The organism is Candidatus Binatia bacterium, assembly GCA_036493895.1.
Taxonomy (GTDB): domain Bacteria; phylum Desulfobacterota; class Binatia; order UBA1149; family CAITLU01; genus DATNBU01.
Window position 1 is genome coordinate 14820 of record DASXOZ010000008.1, and the last position, 17410, is coordinate 32229.

Annotated in this window: 15 protein-coding genes; 8 read left to right on the forward strand and 7 right to left on the reverse strand. The window is 66.7% G+C overall.

What is annotated here, in order from left to right; translation table 11 throughout:
* Window positions 1-297: 297 nt before the first annotated feature.
* Window positions 298-2964, forward strand: a complete 2667-nt coding sequence (locus tag VGK20_00935; GenBank protein ID HEY2772591.1) for a TonB-dependent receptor — start codon at window positions 298-300, stop codon at window positions 2962-2964.
* Between the two features lie 71 nt (window positions 2965-3035).
* Here VGK20_00935 and VGK20_00940 read toward each other — a convergent pair whose 3' ends face one another.
* On the reverse strand, window positions 3036-4454 hold the full coding sequence (locus tag VGK20_00940; GenBank protein ID HEY2772592.1) for an amidase family protein: 1419 nt from the start codon (window positions 4452-4454) through the stop codon (window positions 3036-3038).
* A 334-nt stretch (window positions 4455-4788) separates the two neighbouring features.
* On the opposite strand from VGK20_00940, the gene VGK20_00945 reads away from it, so the two are divergent.
* Window positions 4789-5097 carry a hypothetical protein gene (locus VGK20_00945; GenBank protein HEY2772593.1) on the forward strand — a complete coding sequence of 103 codons (309 nt, stop codon included), beginning with the start codon at window positions 4789-4791 and terminating at the stop codon, window positions 5095-5097.
* Between the two features lie 12 nt (window positions 5098-5109).
* Here VGK20_00945 and VGK20_00950 read toward each other — a convergent pair whose 3' ends face one another.
* A complete protein-coding gene (locus VGK20_00950; protein HEY2772594.1) occupies window positions 5110-5922 on the reverse strand; it encodes an exodeoxyribonuclease III in 813 nt (270 codons plus the stop codon).
* Window positions 5923-6203: 281 nt separating this feature from the next.
* On the opposite strand from VGK20_00950, the gene thiC reads away from it, so the two are divergent.
* Complete coding sequence (thiC, locus tag VGK20_00955; GenBank protein HEY2772595.1) at window positions 6204-7826, forward strand: phosphomethylpyrimidine synthase ThiC; 1623 nt, start codon at window positions 6204-6206, stop codon at window positions 7824-7826.
* 87 nt (window positions 7827-7913) lie between these two features.
* Here the strand turns inward: thiC and VGK20_00960 are convergent, their stop codons facing one another.
* Together VGK20_00960 and VGK20_00965 are read right to left on the reverse strand one after the other, a co-directional pair.
* Window positions 7914-8858 carry an alpha/beta hydrolase gene (locus tag VGK20_00960; GenBank protein ID HEY2772596.1) on the reverse strand — a complete coding sequence of 315 codons (945 nt, stop codon included), beginning with the start codon at window positions 8856-8858 and terminating at the stop codon, window positions 7914-7916.
* Window positions 8855-9823 carry a nuclear transport factor 2 family protein gene (locus VGK20_00965; protein HEY2772597.1) on the reverse strand — a complete coding sequence of 323 codons (969 nt, stop codon included), beginning with the start codon at window positions 9821-9823 and terminating at the stop codon, window positions 8855-8857. Before VGK20_00965 ends, VGK20_00960 begins: the two co-directional genes overlap by 4 nt.
* 129 nt (window positions 9824-9952) lie before the next feature.
* Between VGK20_00965 and VGK20_00970 the strand changes: the two genes are divergently transcribed.
* Together VGK20_00970 and VGK20_00975 are read left to right on the forward strand one after the other, a co-directional pair.
* Window positions 9953-11449, forward strand: coding sequence for a PLP-dependent aminotransferase family protein (locus VGK20_00970; GenBank protein HEY2772598.1), 1497 nt, complete (start codon window positions 9953-9955; stop codon window positions 11447-11449).
* Window positions 11450-11504: 55 nt separating this feature from the next.
* Window positions 11505-12137, forward strand: a complete 633-nt coding sequence (locus tag VGK20_00975) for a DUF2889 domain-containing protein (protein HEY2772599.1) — start codon at window positions 11505-11507, stop codon at window positions 12135-12137.
* Window positions 12138-12218: 81 nt separating this feature from the next.
* On the opposite strand, the gene VGK20_00980 is transcribed toward VGK20_00975, so the two are convergent.
* The 3 genes from VGK20_00980 to VGK20_00990 all read right to left on the reverse strand — a co-directional run bounded on the left by VGK20_00980 (window position 12219) and on the right by VGK20_00990 (window position 15082).
* Window positions 12219-12761: an O-acetyl-ADP-ribose deacetylase gene (locus VGK20_00980; GenBank protein HEY2772600.1), complete on the reverse strand. Its 543-nt coding sequence runs from the start codon at window positions 12759-12761 to the stop codon at window positions 12219-12221.
* 72 nt (window positions 12762-12833) lie between these two features.
* Window positions 12834-13943: an acyl-CoA desaturase gene (locus VGK20_00985; protein ID HEY2772601.1), complete on the reverse strand. Its 1110-nt coding sequence runs from the start codon at window positions 13941-13943 to the stop codon at window positions 12834-12836.
* Between the two features lie 44 nt (window positions 13944-13987).
* Complete coding sequence (locus VGK20_00990) at window positions 13988-15082, reverse strand: 2Fe-2S iron-sulfur cluster-binding protein (protein ID HEY2772602.1); 1095 nt, start codon at window positions 15080-15082, stop codon at window positions 13988-13990.
* Between the two features lie 161 nt (window positions 15083-15243).
* Here VGK20_00990 and fabR point away from each other — a divergent pair, with 161 nt between their 5' ends.
* Genes fabR through VGK20_01005 form a run of 3 tightly spaced genes read left to right on the forward strand, consistent with a single transcriptional unit; the run spans window position 15244 to window position 17356 of the window.
* Window positions 15244-15978 (forward strand): HTH-type transcriptional repressor FabR, encoded by a 735-nt coding sequence (fabR, locus tag VGK20_00995; GenBank protein ID HEY2772603.1) that lies wholly within the window; start codon window positions 15244-15246, stop codon window positions 15976-15978.
* The gene (locus VGK20_01000; protein HEY2772604.1) at window positions 15975-16628 is read left to right on the forward strand and encodes a hypothetical protein; all 654 of its coding nucleotides are present in this window, start codon (window positions 15975-15977) and stop codon (window positions 16626-16628) included. The genes fabR and VGK20_01000 overlap by 4 nt, the downstream gene beginning before the upstream one ends.
* The gene (locus tag VGK20_01005; GenBank protein HEY2772605.1) at window positions 16628-17356 is read left to right on the forward strand and encodes a hypothetical protein; all 729 of its coding nucleotides are present in this window, start codon (window positions 16628-16630) and stop codon (window positions 17354-17356) included. The genes VGK20_01000 and VGK20_01005 overlap by 1 nt, the downstream gene beginning before the upstream one ends.
* Window positions 17357-17410: the final 54 nt, after the last annotated feature.

Below are 17410 nucleotides of genomic sequence, written 5' to 3' on the forward strand. Positions count from 1 at the left end.
TCCTTTGATCTTCCGGGACTGCGGGATTTGTCCTGAATTGCCGCTTTGCCGGCACGATGCCGGTACGGACCCGGCGACGATGAACGCAGAATGTCATTGGCGTGTCGGAGTCCGGTGAGATTTCCGTCAGCGGTGCGTCGTGCGGATCACACTGCGCGCGCGGCGCTGCGCGATTTTTCGTCGTGACTTCGCCGCGTTCACGCGCTTCGAATCGCGCGCTAACTCGTTTCGAACACGCGGACGGCTCTTGTGTGGCTCCTTTTCCTGCGGGCGCGACGGCGCTGCAGGAGCACCGCAATGAACCTGCTCCAGCTTTCAGGCTGCTCGATCGTTGTCGCCCTTGCGGCAGGAATGTTCTGCACAGGCAGCGCTACGGCAGACGACGTTTCCGCCGGCGCGACGCCTGCTACGTCATCGTCCGCGACGCAACCGTCAAAAAAGACGAAGGCCGCCGCGGAAACCCCGCAGTCGGACGCCGCGCCGGGGACAGGTGCTTCCGCACCGGATTCCTCTGTCGAGGAAGTCGTCGTGACGGGAAGCTCGATCAGCGAAGCGCTGGACCAGGCGCGATTCTCGGAATCGATCGTCGACGTGCTGACCGCGAAGGACTTTGCGGTCACCGGCGACTCGAACGTCGTCGATGCATTGTCGCGCGTCACCGGGGTGACGACCGTCGGCGACAAGTATGTCTACGTGCGCGGCCTCGGCGAGCGCTATTCGAGCACGTTGTTCAACGGAGCGATGCTGCCTAGCCCCGACCCGTTTCGCCGCGTGATCCCCCTCGACCTGTTTCCGAGCGGCGTGATGGACCAGCTGAGCGTGCAGAAAACCTACGCGCCTTACCTGCCCGCGGACTTCTCGGGCGGCTCGGTGCAGCTAAAAACGCGGTCTGTCCCGGCGGAGCCGGAAACACGCCTGAGCCTGTCGAGCGAGTACCGCGTCGGAACGACGTTCTCCAACAGGGAATGGTACGAAGGCAGCTCCCAGGACTGGACCGGTTTCGACGGAAGCTACCGCCATCTTCCGAAGAATATCGACGACCTCCAGAACGCCAGTGCGGCGGAAACCCAGCAGCTCGGACTCGACATGAATCGCAGCTTCGACGTGGACAACAAGACGCTGCCGCCCAACTTCAAGCTCAAGGGATCTCTCGCCCGCGACTACAAACTCTACATGGGAGACGTGGGCTTTCTCATCGGCGGGGAGGGCTACAACGCCTGGCAGCACTACATGAACGGTCACCGGCAGAGCAGCGGCCTGGATCCCTCGTCGACCGACCAGTCCGAGACGGACAACAACATCAAGTATTCCCTGCTCTCCGCGCTCCAGTGGAAACCCACGAGCCAGCACGAGCTCGATACCAACGTCTTCTATACGCACAATACGTACAAGCGCTACGTCACGTACCAGACGTTCAATGCGGGCAACATCAATTTCGTCGACGACATCCGGTCGGACTGGCAGGAGCAGCAGCTCTGGAGCGTGCAGCTCGCGGGGAACCACAACCCGTTGCACATGCACGATCTCGGCATCGACTGGGCGGCCTCCTACGCCGACGCATCCCGCGTCGAGCCCGACAGCCGCTTTTACCGTTTCGACGTTCCGTACACCTACGATCCGGTCGGCAATCCGGTCCCGCACTGGGACCAGAAAGTCTTCGACACCGACGTCAACAGCAATGAGAAGGACTGGGAGGCGCTGACGGACCACGCCTGGGACGCGCACCTGAACACGCAGCTTCCGTTCAAGTTGTCCGACTCGATCTCGACCACCCTGAAGGCCGGAACCCGCTATTTCGACAAGCAGCGCGACTCGGAGCGCCGCGTCTTCCATTTCCAGACGACCAACCCGGGCAACAAGTACGACAACCTTCCGATCGGCGCGATCTTCGACGACCCGAACATCGGGTCGCGCTTCGACCAGTGGCAACTGCAGGGCTTCCTCAACGCACTCGACTCCTACAGCGCAGAGGAACAGATCATCGCAGGCTACGCGCAGTCGGAGACCGATCTCTGGTCCAAGCTCCATTTGATGGCGGGGGCGCGCTACGAGACCTCGAAGCAGACGATCACGCAGGGCCCGGAAACTCCCTTCCCATTCACGAAGCTCGACAAGGCCGGGTTCTATCCGGGCGCCGAGGCGACGTGGCTGTTCACGGACGCGCTGCAACTGCGCGCCGCGTTCAGCCAGACGGTCAACCGGCCCGATCTGCGCGAAATCTCGCCGGCTTCGTATTTCAACTTCGAGGACGGCTACCGTTACGTCGGCAACCCGAACCTCAAAGTCGCCGAGCTGACGAACTACGACCTGCGCCTGGAGTGGTACCACGGGACCGCCGACGACGTGTCGATCGCAAGCTTCTACAAGGACCTGAAGGATCCGATCGAGCAGGTCTTCCAGCCGGCCGGCAACATCCGCACCTGGCAGAACGCCGACACCGGGAGGCTCTATGGAATCGAAGTCGAGGCGCGCCAGTCGCTGGCATCTCTCGGCCGCTGGGCGGAGGACTTCTCCACCCGCGCCAACGCCGCATGGATCGACTCGCAGGCCAAGACCGATCCGGCCAATTCGATCTCACCGCTTCAGCACCCGAGCCACGCGCTGCAGGGACAGGCTCCGTGGATCGTGAACTGGCAACTGACCTGGTCCAACCTTCCGACCGACACCGACGCGACGATCGCGTTCAACACGAGCGGAAAGTACATCAAGGACCTCGGCACCGTCGGCTTCGATGATTCCTACCAGCACTCCAAGCCGGAACTTGACCTGACGTTCCGCCACGGTTTCCAGTTCTTCGGCGACGAGTACAACCTGACGCTGAAGGCGCGAAACCTGATCGACCCGGTCAACAAGATCACGCGCAACACGGTCAATCCCACGACGGGCGAGACGACCAGCAGCGTCACCGAGCTTTCGTACCGGAAGGGACAGCTGTTCTCGATCGAGATCTCGCGAGACTTCTGAGCGCAAGGCGCGACGCGCGCGGCAAGTTGGGCGGGGCGATTGCGGATGAACGGGAAGCTGCGCGGCCCCGGCTAGAGCGTCGGCCAGCAGTCCATCGGCCGGACCGCGTCGTACGCGGCCGCCGCCTGCAGCACCAGGTCGTCGCGGTGGCGCTGTGCGACGATCTGCAGTCCTGCCGGAAGCGCGCCGTCGGTCATGCCGGCGCGAACCGTCGCAGCCGGATGCCCGGACATGTTGAAAGGATACGTGAACGCGACCGCCGCCAGCGGCGACTCGACCGGCTCGCCGCCGACCACGCGCGGAAACGGCCCGGCCGCCCCGAAGGCCTCGGTCGGAAGCGTCGGCGTCAGCAGAAGATCGTAGCGGTCGAACACTTCCTCGAGGATCCGGTTGAGCTCCCAGCGCTCGCGCGCGATGTCGCCCATCGCCGCCATCGTCAGCTGGGCCGTCGCCAGCGTTCCCTGCCAGAAGCCGCGACCGAGAAGGTGCTCCCTTCCTTCGACCGCGGGAGCCAGCTCCGCGTACGTTTCCGATCCTGCCAGGTAGGCCCACGCCCTGCCGATGTCCGGAAACACCGTGTCGATCTCGTCCACCGCGTGCCCGAGCGAGCGGAAGACCTCGACTCCTGCGTGCACTTCGCGCAGCACGTCGGCATCCACCCGCGCGTAGCCGAGGTCCTTGCTGAACGCGATGCGCAGCTTGCGCAGCGGTTCGTCGATCGCATCGCTGTAGGACACCCCGGGAGGCGGCAGCGAATTGGGATCGCTCGGGTGCGGGCCGGCAGTGACGTCGAGCATCAGCGCCGCGTCGCGGATCGAGCGGGTAAGCGGGCCGTAATGCAGGGTGTCGGCCCAGCGCAGCATGTTCATCGCCGAATCGCCGGTCGGCACGCGCCCGAACGACGGCTTCATGCCGAACGCGCCGACATAGCAGGCCGGGATCCGGATCGATCCGCCGCCGTCGGCGGCAGTCGCCATCGGCACCATGCGTGCGGCGATGGCCGCGCCGGAGCCGCCGCTGGACCCGCCGGGCGTGCGCTCGAGGTTCCACGGATTGCGCGTGACGCCGAACGGCAGGTTCTTCGTGTAGGCCGTGCAGCCGAATTCGGACGTGTTGGTCTTGCCGACCACGATGGCGCCCGCGGCGCGAAGCCGGGCAACCTGGACCGAATCCTCGGTCGCGACTCGGCCGACGAAAGCCGCCGAGCCGTGGGAGGTCGGCAGCCCGGCGACGTGCTCCAGGTCCTTGACGCCGAACGGCACTCCGGCCAGCGGCCCCGGCTGCACCCCGGCCAGCAGGCCTTTTTCCTGGATTCGCGCCTCCTCGAGCGCCCGTTGCGCACAGACGTGCGAGAAGGCGCCGATCGAAGGATTGGTCGCTTCGATGCGCGCGAGCGCCGCCGCGACGCTCTCGACGGGCGAGATCTCGCCGTCCTGCACCAGAGCCGAAAGCTCATGCATCGGCAGGTCGATCATGGCCGTCTCGTCCATCGCTGCTCCTTTACTGAGACGTGCTGCAGCACGTGTTGTCCGGACGCATCGCAAGAACCGTCACGACGCATTGCGGGAGATGGCGAGCCTAGCCGCCCGCCGCCGCCTTGCAAGATCCCGCCGACCCTGCCTGAGTCGCCATTCAGGAATGAGAAACGCTCGGTCCGCGGCGTCAACGTGCGAACTGTTCTGTCATTTCCTGTGATTCGACTCACGATGAACGATCTTTTCCCGCGCGAATGCGCGTTCGACGCTTGCGCGCGCGGGTGATGTTTCCTAATTTTTGGGTACGCCCGAAACGGCGAGGGACCGACTACCACCGGGGGGTGATAGCGTGGACGCCAGACAGCCCATTCCTGGGCTCAACAGAAACGAAAGCGACGCGGCCATTGCGGTCGGCGTTTTCCTCATCGGCATGCTGGTGCTGCTGTGCACCGGTCTGCTCAGCCTGCACATGCTGGCCGGCCTGCCGGACGACATGATCTACGGGATCGCGTTCGCGATGATCGTCTTTACGACGGTCTGCATCGGCGCGTTCTGGAAATCGAACATGACGCCGCGGCGCCCAGGGCCCCCACAGCTCGAGTTCCGCAATCCGGCCCGGCGTCGCCGCCGGGCTCCTGCTCGGCCGAAGCAGCTCTGAGCGCAGAAAAACTCAGACCTTGAGATCGATGACGACCGGACAGTGGTCCGAGCCGTGCACTTCGTCCCAGATCGCGGCGCCCTCGACCAGCGGCAGGAACTCGCGATTGACGAAGTGGTAGTCGATCCTCCAGCCGATATTGCGTTCGCGCGCACCGGCGCGGTAGGTCCACCACGTGTAGTCGCGCTCCTCCGCCTGGCGTCCTTCGTACAGGCGGCCCGGCGTGAAATGCCGGAAGGTATCGACCCATCCCTTGCGCAGGTATTCGCCTAGCGCGGCACGTTCTTCGGGCAGGAAACCGGTGGTGTCGCGGTTCTCCTTCGGCCTGGCCAGGTCGATCTCTTCATAGGCGGTGTTGAAGTCGCCGCAGATGACGAGGCTCTTGCCTTCGGCCCTCTCCTCTTCGATCGTCTCGAGCACCGATTCGTAGAACTCGAGCTTGAACGCGAGGCGCACGGGGTCGGGCCCGTTCGGCGTCTGGCGCCCGTTCGGGAAGTAGATGTTGTAGAGCGTGAACGCTCCGTGTTCGGTGACGAGCACTCGTCCTTCGTCGCGCTCGAACGGCAGGCCCGTCGTCACGAACAGCGCTTCCTTGCGCACCAGCGTGGCTACGCCGCTGTAGCCGGGACGGGTGGCCGGATGCCAGTAGGAGCAGTAGCCGAGCTGCTCGAGCCGCGCGAGGTCGCCCTCTGTGATCTGGCCGGGGTTGGCCTTGACCTCCTGGAGACAGACGATGTCGGGTTTTTCCCGGTCCAGGAACTCGAAAAACCCCTTCTTGACGACGGCTCGGATGCCGTTGACGTTCCACGAAACGATGCGTGTCAAAGCTTGAGCCTCTCTGCCTGGGCCGGCTGCGACGCGATCCGCAGCCCGAAGGACGTTTTTTCCGCCCGCGCCCCAGCGAGTCAAGATCACCCGTTGCAGCGCGGCGGCCGCGTTCGGGCGCATTGACTCGCGGCGCCGGCGAAGCCTAGATTCCCGCTTCCGGCTCTCCGGGTCATCCGCGGCGCGCAACTGCGCGCTGATGGGACGGCGCGCTACGGCGCGCCGATGGCGCGGCGCGCAAATGTGCGCCGATGGGCGAGAAGCTCGGACTGCGAGGACTCATGAAAACGACCGGATCCGCCCTTCCCCCGATGTCCGACAGTTTCCCGAGCTCGACGCGAGTCGTGCACAGCACCGAGATGCCCGTTCCCGCGCGTGAAATCCGGCTGTCCGCGGGCGAGGCTCCTCTTCGGGTCTACGACACGTCGGGCCCGGCGCCCTGCGAGGGAGGCGGGCTTCCGCTGCTGCGAAAGCCGTGGACCGAGCGCCGGCGCGGCCTCGGTGCGAAGAACTTCTCGCAGATGCACTGGGCGAGAAAGGGCATCGTGACCGAGGAGATGATGTTCTGCGCGATCCGCGAGAACGTCTCGCCGGAGCTGGTGCGCAGCGAGATCGCCGCGGGCCGCGCAATCCTGCCGGCCAACGTCAACCATCCCGAGCTGGAGCCGATGGTGATCGGGCGGCGCTTCCTCGTGAAGATCAACGCGAACATCGGCAATTCGGCGGTGCGCTCGTCGATCGAGGACGAGGTCGACAAGCTGCGCTGGGCGACGCGCTGGGGCGCCGACACCGTGATGGACCTTTCGACCGGCGAGGACATCCACGCCACGCGCGAAGCGATCATCCGCCACTCGCCGGTGCCGATCGGCACCGTGCCGATCTACCAGGCCCTCGAAAAAGTCGCGCGCGTCGAGGACCTTACGTTCGAGCTCTTCATGGAGACGCTCGAGGAGCAGGCCGAGCAGGGCGTCGACTACTTCACGATCCACGCCGGCGTGCGCCTTGCCTACGTGCCGCTGACTGCGCGGCGCGTGACCGGCATCGTCTCGCGCGGCGGCTCGATCATGGCGCAGTGGTGCCTGGCCCATCACCGCGAGAGTTTCCTCTACGAGCGCTTCGACGAGATCTGCGAGCTGATGAAGAAGTACGACGTCAGCTTCTCGCTCGGCGACGGTCTCCGGCCCGGCTCCACTGCCGACGCGAACGACGCCGCGCAGTTCGCCGAGCTCGACACTCTCGGCGAGCTGACGCTGAAAGCGTGGGAACACGACGTGCAGGTGATGATCGAAGGGCCGGGGCACATCCCGATGCACCTGATCCAGGAAAACATGGATCGCCAGCTTGCGGTCTGCCACGAAGCGCCGTTCTACACGCTCGGACCACTGACCACCGACATCGCGCCGGGCTACGACCACCTTACTTCGGCGATCGGCGCCGCGATGATCGGCTCGATGGGCACGGCGCTGCTCTGCTACGTGACGCCGAAGGAACACCTTGGACTGCCCGACCGCGACGACGTCAAGCAGGGCGTGATCGCGTACAAGATTGCCGCGCATGCCGCCGACCTTGCCAAGGGGCACCCCGGCGCCCGTGACCGCGACGATGCGCTGTCGAAGGCGCGCTTCGAGTTCCGCTGGCAGGACCAGTTCAACTTGTCGCTGGATCCGGAGACCGCACGCGAGTTCCACGACGAGACGCTTCCGTCGGACAACGCCAAGCACGCGCACTTCTGCTCGATGTGCGGACCGAAGTTCTGCTCGATGCGCATCACCGAACAGGTGCGCGAATACGCGCGTGACCACGGCATCGACGAAGCGCGGGCGCTGGCGGAGGGAATGCAGGACAAGGCGCGCGAGTACCGCGACATCGGCTCGCCTGCGCCGGACCGCGTCAGCGTTCAGTAGCCGGCGCTATGGGGTCAGGCACCAGGCGCCGGGATGTTCGTGCCGATTCGGCGCGAGATGCCAGCGCCTGGTGCCTGACTCCACGATTCAGCGCGACATGCCAGCGCCTGGTGCCTGACCCCATCGTCCACATAGAAAGGGCTCCAGCGCTTCGAGCACCGCCTCGGGCCTCTCCTCGTGAGGCATCAGCGATGCGTGCTTGACGCGCACCAGGCGCGCGCGTCCTTCGAACTGCGGCAGCATGCGCTCGGCATCGGATACCGGGAACGTCCTGTCGTCCTCGCCCCAGAGAAGAAGCGTCGGTCCGGCGAGCTCGCGGTGGCGCTGGCGCAGGCCGTCGACGACGTTCCACTCGATCCCCGTCAGGTAGCCGAGCATGCCGCGAAGCCGGCGCGAAGACGCGAGCACCGGGTCCACGTAGGGCGCGAGCCGCGACGGATCGTCGAACAGGCTCTTGTCCGAATAGAACTCGCCAAAACCCATTCCCGACCTCAGGTACCACTGCATCGAAAGCAGCGGACGGAACGACAGTGCGCTGCCCGGAAGCCGGGCAGCGATGCAGTACAGCGGAATCCACGGTGGCCGGTGCCCCGGGATCTCGGTGTTGATCAATGCCTGCCGCGCGATGCGCCCCGGCTCCGACAGCGCGACCAGCCGCGCGACGGTGGCGCCGGTGTCATGCGCAACGAGGCTGCACCTGTCGAGGTTGAGTCTCGCGAGCAGCAGCGCGACGCGACGAGCCTGCGCCGTGAAGCGGAAATCCGTGTCGCGATTCCACTCGCTGTCGCCGAGACCTGCCAGGTCGACGGTGATGCACGTGAAACGCGACGCGAGCGCGTCGATGAGATAGCGCCACGTGCAGCCGTGCGTCGGGAAACCGTGGACGAAGACGACCGGCGGCCCGCTTCCGAAACGGCGCACGGCCAGCGTCGCATCTTCCACGGCGTGCCTCTCGACGGCGGCAGCGGCATACATCGATGCGGCGTCGCCGCTGCGGGTCGGCGCAACTGCCGCCGCGCGCGCCGCGTTCACGCCGCTGCCCTGGTCTCCCTGGCCGCTTCGAGCACCAGTGAGAGCGCCGTCGCATCCAGGCCCGTTTGCGTGCAGAAAGCGGCCAGGTCGAAGAAGAACCTCTCGCGCGCCAGCGTCGGGCCTGCCAGCTCGAATATGCAGAAAATCGGCAGATCTGCGCTGCGGCCGGTGGCGCCCTGCCCGAGGAAACCGCCGCGCAACGTCAGCTTCGCCCGTCCCCAGCAGGCAACCTTTCCGCTGTCGCACGCGAAGCCTTCGAGGTGGACGCGGTAGTCCGGAAACGCTGCAAAGAACGTCTCGAGCTGGGCTCGCGTGTCGCTGCGGTCACTGGAGCGCACGCCGAATGCGACGGTCTCGATCGAGAAGCCGTCGTCGCAGACTAGCAGCACAGCTTCCACGTCCTGCTCGCTCTTGGCGCCGCCGTAGCAGCGCACCAGCGAGCGTCCCGTCGCCGCCTCGAGATCCGCAGTGTCGCGCGAATCCGGCGGCGGCTCGAACGCGGAGCCTGCAGCGCGCAGCGCGCTGTCATGCTCGTCGAGGTACGCAGCAACGTGCGCCGCCGTACCGTCGGCAACGTGCTCGACGAGCGCCTCGATCCTGCCGTCCCGGAAGCGCACGAGGTGATCGCCGTCGATGCGAAGCGCAGGAAGACCCGCGCGCCGCAGTTCGAGCGAGAAGCGCATCCAGATGCCATCGGGGCGCGTCACCGGTCCCTCGACGATCTCGGGGATGCGCGCGTCGAAGCGCCGGTCCACGGCATCGACTCCCGCGCGAAGACCGGCGATCACTTCGGCGCGACCGCGACCGCCGGTTCCGAGCGGCAGGGCGCCGCCGTGGATCACGTGCGTTGCTTCGTCGTGAAACCAGGCTTCGACGCCGGACCACTGGTCGGCGACGAAAGCCATCTCGAAATCGCTCATGTAACGGAAGAACAACTCGAGCTGGGTGGGCGAGGACGTCGGCATCGTCGTTTCTGCTCCTGAAGGATCGGTTCGAACCCGGCGGGGCGGCCTGATTCCGACGCGCAGGATCGCCCGGCAGCGGCTCCCCTGCCAGATCCACATTTCGGCGATTTCATGGTACCGCTTGCCCCCATGTTGTGGGTCAAGCTCGACGGGGAAGGCCCTCTTCACCGCCAGCTTTATCGGTCACTGCGAGCAGCGATCCTGGACGGGAGGCTGGGACCGGGCCACCGCCTGCCGTCGACGCGCTCGCTGGCCAAGGAGCTCGGGCTCTCGCGCAACACCGTGCTGCAGGCCATCGACCAGCTGATCGCCGAAGGCTACGCGTCCGGTCGCGTCGGCTCGGGAACGTACGTCGCGGCGGTTGCTCCCGCCCTCACCCTTGCCCTTTCCGCCCTCGGCCGTTCCGTGCCGGCGACCACGTCCGAAAAAAGAACCGGCGGCGCTCCTCGCCTGTCGGCCGCAGGAGAGCGGCTGGTCGCATTGACGTCCCACGTGCGAATGACGTGGAGCCCGTGGCCGGAGCTTCTTCCGTACGATTTCCGCTACGGCGAACCGTCGCTGCGAGACCTGCCGATGGATACCTGGTCGCGGCTTCTCGCGCGGCGCGCGCGGCGGCTTTCTGCCAGGAGACTGGCCTACCAGCCGCCGGGTGGCGCCATCGAGCTTCGCGAAGCACTGGCCGGCTACCTCGCGCGCGCGCGCGGCGTCGTCTCGTCGCCGGACAACATCGTCATCGTGCACGGCTCGCAGCAGGCGATCGATCTTGCGGCGAGGCTTCTCGTCGATCCCGGCGACAACGTCGTTCTCGAAGAGCCGCACTACACGGGATTCTCGCTTTGCCTGGCCGCTGCCGGTGCGAGCCTGGTGCACATCCCGGTCGACGAGCACGGTCTTCGCACCGACGACCTCGAGAAGGTGGAGAAGGCACGCCTGGCGTGCGTCACTCCGTCCCACCAGTATCCGATGGGCTCGGTGCTCGCGCTGCCGCGGCGCCTGGCGCTGGTGGACTGGGCGCGGCGGCGCGATGCGTGGATCTTCGAAGACGATTACGACGGCGAGTTCCGCTACGACGGCAAACCGATCGAATGCCTGCAGGCCCTCGACCCCGATGGCCGCGTGATCTACGCGGGAACGGCATCCAAGCTGCTGTTCCCGTCACTCCGGATCGGCTGGCTCGTCGCGCCGGCATCCCTTGTGACGCACTTCGTTTCGGCCAAGGCGCTGGTCGATACCGGCACACCGACCATCGAGCAGCTCGCACTCGCCGATTTCATCACCGAAGGACACCTGGAGCGCCACGCCAGGCGCGCGCGTCTTCGCATGGCGACGCGGCGCGACGCGCTTCTCGAGGCGGCCGACGCCGAGCTGGCAGGCCGCGTGCGCGTGCTCGGCGCCGGGGCCGGCCTTCACGTGCTCCTGCAGATTCCGGACGTCGACGCGCGCGACGTGCCGCGCCTGAGGCAGCTTGCGCGCGACCTCGGTGTGGGCGTGTATCCCGCCGCGATGTTCTACGCGCACCCTCCGGCCCATGCCGAGCTGCTGCTCGGCTACGCGGCACTCGGCGAGGATACGATCCGCGAAGGAATCCGCCGCCTGCGTCTCGCCTTGGACGCGCTTCAGGCATAGGCGCCGCCACCGCTCGCCGGATTTGCTTCGCTGGCGGCGCGCGTTATGCAGCCGCATGCCCAGCGTCACCGCGATCTACCACCGTGCCAAGCAGACCAACATCTACCCGCTTGCCGACGACCGCTTCCTGATCGAAGCGCTGCTGCGCGACGAGGTGCACGACGTCGTCGTCGAAGTCGAGGTGATGCACCCCTCGCTCGAGATCGTCGCCGCGCGAAGCCAGATCCGCAACGGTCCGTTCACGAACGTCTGCAACATGACGCACGTCAACATGGAACGGCTCGTCGGCATGAAGGTCGGCCGCGGCTTCACCACCTCGGCCCGCGCCGCAGTCGGCGGCACCGGCGGGTGCCATCGCATCTCGGAGCTGGTCGTCGAAATTGCGCAGGCCGCCTACCAGCTCCATTTCGTCCGCTACTTCCAGAGCGTTCCGAAGGAGATCCGCGAAAAGGCCGACGTGCCGATCGACCGCTGGCGCTCGGTCAACGCGTCGATTCCGGGCATGCGCAACACCTGTTTCACCTACAGCGACGAGCGCGAGCAGACGATCGCCGACAAGGCCGAGCCGCTGCGGCTGCTCGACCAGCAGATGCCGGAGCGCACCTTGGGGACAGGCACCAGCCCCTTCAACTCGGTGCCGACCGGGGACAGGCACCAGCCCCTCGACCGGGCGCCAATGAAGAGTTGATGCGGCTGGTGCCTGTCCCCCCTCGACCTGGCGCCGACGAAGAGTTGAAAGCGGCTGGTGCCTGTCCCCATCAACGCCCCATCACCGCGCACGCGTTGCCATCAGCCGTGCGCGCGTAGCCTCGTACACGCCAAAGTCGCCCTGCGAGAACAGCACCATTCTCACGAGGTCGAAATCCGACGGCCTTTCGTCGAGCACCGCCAGGATCGTCGTCAGCGCGACTTCGGCGGCCTCGGCAATCGGGTAACGGTAGGCGCCCGTGCTGAGCGACGGAAAGGCGACGGAGCGGCATCCGATCGACGCGGCGACGGCCAAGCTCGTGGCATAAGCGGACGCGAGCAGCCCGGCTTCACCGCGATGTCCCCCACTCCAGACCGGACCGACGGCGTGGACGACGGCGCGCGCCGCAAGGCGGCCTGCCGTCGTCGCGACCGCGCCGCCGGTGGGGCAGCCGCCCTGCTCGGCGCGAATGCGGTCGCACTCGGCCATGATCTGCGGCCCGCCGCCGCGGTGAATCGCACCGTCGACGCCCCCGCCGCCCGCCAGTCGCGAATTTGCGGCATTGACGATCGCGTCCACCTGCTGGTGGGTGATGTCGCCGACGACCAGCGAGAGCTTGGCCATGGCGCGACTGTTAGCCCGCGCCCGCGGACAACGCACGGCCCGCGATGACCGGCGCCGGCACGATCAGGTGGATCAGGTAGCCGACAAGCCCGGTAGCAGCGAAGCGAGCGACGGCGGAATGGCAAAGCGGAACACCCGACCGAGCACGCTGCCGTACTGCTCTGCCAGGCTCCCGGTGTTGTATGGGATCCCGTACTGTTCGCAGAGATCGCGCACGCGTTCGGCGATGCGCGGATAGCGCCATGCCGGCAGGTCCGGGAACAGGTGATGCTCGATCTGGTGCGACAGGTGCCCCGTCATCACGTGGAACCAGGATGAGCCTTCGATGTTCGCCGAACCGAGAAGCTGGCGCCAGTACCAGTGCCCACGGCTCTCGCCCTCGATTTCGTCGCGCGTGAACACCTGCGTGCCTTCAGGGAAATGCCCGCAGAAGATGATGACGTTGGTCCACACGTTGCGGATGCCGTTGGCCATCAGGTTCGCCAGCAGCACGCGCGGCGCGTTCCAGGGCGTCAGCAGCGGGAACAGCACGTAGTCCTTCGCGAGCTGGCGGCCGGCCTTGCGCAGGAACTGGCGCCATTTCCGGGGAAATTCCGCCCGACGCTCCTCGGCCTCCTTGCTGTCCGTGCGTCCGAACATCACGCGCACCGGGTCCATGTCGTGCAGGCCGACTCCCCACTGGAACAGCAGCGCGAGCGCGACGTTGTTGATCGGCTGGAACAGGTGCTTGGTGGTCCAGTGCTGCTCGCTGCTGACGCGGATGAGCCCGTAGCCGACGTCGCGATCGAGGCCGAGCACGTTCGTGAACGTGTGGTGCTCGTAGTTGTGGTAGTGGCGCCACTGCGAGGAATCGCAGACGTTGTCCCACTCGTAAGTGCGCGAGTCGAGGGTGGAATCGTTCATCCAGTCGTACTGGCCGTGCATGACGTTGTGGCCGATCTCCATGTTCTCGAGGATCTTGGCCAGCGACAGCGCCGCGACGCCGACCACGAAGCTGGCCGGGTCGATGCCGAGCCCGATCATCGCGCGGCCGGCGATCGCGCTCGCGCGGGCCAGACGCACGATGCGCCGGATGTGCGCGGCGTCGCTCTCGCCGAGATCGTCGAGCACTTCGTTTCGCAGCGCATCGAGCTCCGCACCGATCGCATCGAGCTCTTCGTTTGTCGGCTTCCTCGATTCCATTGCATTCTCCTGTGGCGCGGCCGTCGATCTCGCGAGCGAAGGCTTCATAGTTCGAGCACGACCGGCGTCACCGCGGTCGAGATGCAGAGCTGGATGGTGCCGGCGCCGTCATCGCTCGTGCGCCCGTCGCGGACATCGCTCGTGCGCCCGGAAATCTTCGCGCACTTGCAGGTGTGGCAGACGCCCATGCGGCAGCCGTAAACCGGAGCGAGCCCGGCTCTTTCGGCCGCCGCCAGCAGTGTTTCGCCCGGCTTGGCCTCGAAGCGGATGCCGGATCGGCTGGCTTCGACCGGCACGGCTTCTGCCGTGACCGGCGCCCAGGACGCGAGGGAGAAGCGCTCGAAGCGAAGATTCGACGCCAGGCCCGCCTCGTTCCACGCGCCGCGCACCGTTTGCTGGAAACCGTCCGGGCCGCAGACGTAGACGAGGGCATCGGCCCAGTCGCGCGCAAGGGGCGCAAGGTGCGGCTGGTCGATGCGGCCGTGGGTTGCGGTTTCGTGCAGCGTCATCTCGAGCCACGGGCTTCGCGCGGCCAGGGCTTCGAGCTCCTTGCCAAAGATCGCGTCGGCTGCGGTGGCCGTCGAGTAGAGCAGGCGAACGCGGGGCTGCACGGCACCCGGCCGGTCCAGCTCCCGCAGCATCGCCATGACAGGAGTGATGCCGCTTCCTGCGGCAAGAAATACCAGGTGCGACGGCAGTGCGCGCGGGAGCACGAACTCTCCGCCGGGCGCCGCCAGCGTCACCACGTCGCCGGCGCGCGCGACATCGTTCCACCACGTCGAGACTTTTCCGCCCGCGTGACGCTTGACGGTGATCGCGAGGAGCCCGTCGCGGCGCCGCGGCGACGACAGGCTGAAGGTGCGCATGAGGCGCCGCCCGCCGATCTCCACCTCGACCGTGACGTGCTGCCCGGCGCGATGCCCCGGCCACAGCGCGTTCGGCTTCAGCACCAGGGTGCGCGCATCCCGGCTTTCGCGGACGGCGGCAACGACGCGGGCGCGGATCCTCGACAGCGACAGGGTCGTGCCGGTCATCGCGAGCAGGTCGTCGATCGCAGCGGAATCGTTCAGCGGGCGCAGCCACGGGCTGCGAAGAAGCGCGAGGACCGGTGCAGTGGTTTCGGCGAGAACAGTGCTCATGGAACTCCCTCGGGAAGATCTGGTGAACACTTGTGTACCGAAAATCCGGTTCTGTCAACAGTTGTGCACCGAAATCGCCGGCCACCTCTGGCAAATGCTCGTATTTCCTGATTTTCATGCGTCTGGATATGGCTACAGGCGTTCATCGAAAGAGCAGGGTGATGCCCCCGGCCGGCAAATCCGGGGCGGCCCCGCGGCGCAACGAGGCCGACGTCGCAGCCCCGCCCCATCCGGGGCCGTCGCGCACGGCGGAGCCCGCGGGCTCCCGTGCGGCCCAGAAGAAACGCACGCGCACCGCGCTGATGGACGCGACGCTGCGCCTGATGAGCAGCGGCCGCAGCCTGACGAGCCTCAGTCTGCGCGAGATCACGCGCGAGGCCGGCGTCGTGCCAACGTCGTTCTATCGCCACTTCCAGGACCTCGACGAACTGGGGCTCGCGCTCGTCGAAGAGACGGGGCTGTCGCTTCGCCGCATGCTGCGTGAAGCGCGCCGCGCCGGAGTGCCGCCGATCCGCATCATCGAGCACTCGGTACGCATCTACCGCCAGTTCGTGCGCGAGCACCGCCTGCACGTGATGTTCATGGCGAGCGAGCGCTGGGGCGGCTCGCCGCTGATCCGCCGCTCGATCCGCTACGAGACCCAGCATTTCGCGACCGAGATGGCGCAGGACCTTCGCGAACTGAGCCTGCTGCCGGGGCTTTCGATGCCGACGCTGCAGACCGTGTGCGGGCTGGTCGTCAACACGATGCTCAACGCCGCGAGCGATTTCATGGACCTGCCCGCCGACCAGCCCCAGCTCGAAGACGAGCTGGCACAGAACTTCGTGCGCCAGCTTCGCGTGATCTTCGTCGGTGCCACGCACTGGAGAGACCGCGTCGGGGCCGCGACGAGATGAGCGGCGCCAGGCCGCCGGTCGAGATCCTGCTCGGCTCCGCCCCCGGGGCCGTTCGCGGGATCGAGGGCGATTTCGCGCTGATGGACGCCGGTACTCCGGCTGCGCGCACGCGCGTGTGGACCTGCACCGAGACGGCCGTGGTTCTCGGCGTCAGTCGCGATGCGGACACGGAGATCGACCTCGACGTCTGCCAGCGCAGCTCGGCAGCGGTGCTTCGCCGCGCCAGCGGAGGTGGAACGGTCGTGATCGGGTCGGGCACGGTGCAGTACGCCTTGGTCGTGCCCCATGCGTCCGGCGAGCCGCCGCCTTCGCTCGAGCAGGTCAAGCAGCGCTGCAACGGCTTCGTGCGCGCCGCGCTGGCTGCGTGCGGGCTTCACGCGGAAATCGACTCGGACCCTTCGGGAGACCTGCGCATCGGCGACCGCAAGGTCGGCGGTCTGGCGCTGAGACGCCAGCGGACCGCGACGATGCTGCACGGAACCCTGCTGGTGGAAGCGGATCTCGATCTCGTCGCGACGCTGCTGCATCATCCCGGCCGTGAGCCGGCGTGGCGGCGCGGCAGGACCCATCTCGATTTCCTCGCCAATACCGGCGCCCTCGATCATGACGCCTTCGCGCGTTCGCTCGCCGCAGCGGCTTGGCAACGCTGATGGCCCTCCTTCGCCAGCTCGCCCTGGCCACAGGTCTCGTGCTCGCCGCCCATGTCGCGGCGGCCGAGCCTCTCGACTGCGGTCAGCCGTTCTCCGGCGGTGCCCATCCCGTCACCAGCGACTCTCTGTACATCCTGAAGTCGGGCGTCGGCCTCCTCGAGTGCGAGCTCTGCGCCTGCGACATCAACGGCAGCGGCACCATCACGGCCAGCGACGCGCTCGGAGATCTTCGCCTGGTCGTCGGCCTCGACGTCGCGCTCGACTGCCCCGCCTGCGCGACGACCACGACGACGACAACCACCTCGACGACGACCACGACTGTGCCGGCCTGTCCCGCTGTGACCGGACTCGAAAAGCTGGTCTTCAACGAGACGTTCACGTGCAACGAGCGCGACTTCGGCGGGCAGGCCTTCTGCGCCGACCTCGACTCGACCGACTCCTTCCAGTTCACGTACAAGGGCTCGGGGCACTACGAGGCGCGAGACGTGCCGGACACCGGCTTCGTCTACACCGGCACGCTGGCGTGCAGGACATTCAGCTGGCATGCCACCAGTCCGGACGGCTACAGCGAATCGGGATCGTGGAAATTCGCCGCCGACCTCCATTCGTTCTTTGGCTCTTCATTCTATGTCGCGAACGACAACAGCTACTCGGGCGCCTGCAACGAGACCGGGGTGAAGTCGCCCACCCTTGCGCCGCACCCTCTGACGGTGCCGCCGTGTCCTTGAGGACTGCCCGGCATCGCCAAGGAAACATCGGATCCGGTACGTCGCGAGCAGATC

Bases quoted from the DNA above. Each gene is read 5' to 3' on its own strand.
- thiC (HEY2772595.1), top strand. From the start codon at position 6,204: ATGAAAACGACCGGATCCGCCCTTCCCCCGATGTCCGACAGTTTCCCG.
- VGK20_00975 (HEY2772599.1), top strand. From the start codon at position 11,505: ATGCCCAGCGTCACCGCGATCTACCACCGTGCCAAGCAGACCAACATC.
- VGK20_00935 (HEY2772591.1), top strand. From the start codon at position 298: ATGAACCTGCTCCAGCTTTCAGGCTGCTCGATCGTTGTCGCCCTTGCG.
- VGK20_01000 (HEY2772604.1), top strand. From the start codon at position 15,975: ATGAGCGGCGCCAGGCCGCCGGTCGAGATCCTGCTCGGCTCCGCCCCC.
- VGK20_01005 (HEY2772605.1), top strand. From the start codon at position 16,628: ATGGCCCTCCTTCGCCAGCTCGCCCTGGCCACAGGTCTCGTGCTCGCC.
- VGK20_00990 (HEY2772602.1), bottom strand. From the start codon at position 15,082: ATGAGCACTGTTCTCGCCGAAACCACTGCACCGGTCCTCGCGCTTCTT.
- VGK20_00940 (HEY2772592.1), bottom strand. From the start codon at position 4,454: ATGGACGAGACGGCCATGATCGACCTGCCGATGCATGAGCTTTCGGCT.
- VGK20_00965 (HEY2772597.1), bottom strand. From the start codon at position 9,823: ATGCCGACGTCCTCGCCCACCCAGCTCGAGTTGTTCTTCCGTTACATG.
- fabR (HEY2772603.1), top strand. From the start codon at position 15,244: ATGCCCCCGGCCGGCAAATCCGGGGCGGCCCCGCGGCGCAACGAGGCC.
- VGK20_00970 (HEY2772598.1), top strand. From the start codon at position 9,953: ATGTTGTGGGTCAAGCTCGACGGGGAAGGCCCTCTTCACCGCCAGCTT.
- VGK20_00980 (HEY2772600.1), bottom strand. From the start codon at position 12,761: ATGGCCAAGCTCTCGCTGGTCGTCGGCGACATCACCCACCAGCAGGTG.
- VGK20_00985 (HEY2772601.1), bottom strand. From the start codon at position 13,943: ATGGAATCGAGGAAGCCGACAAACGAAGAGCTCGATGCGATCGGTGCG.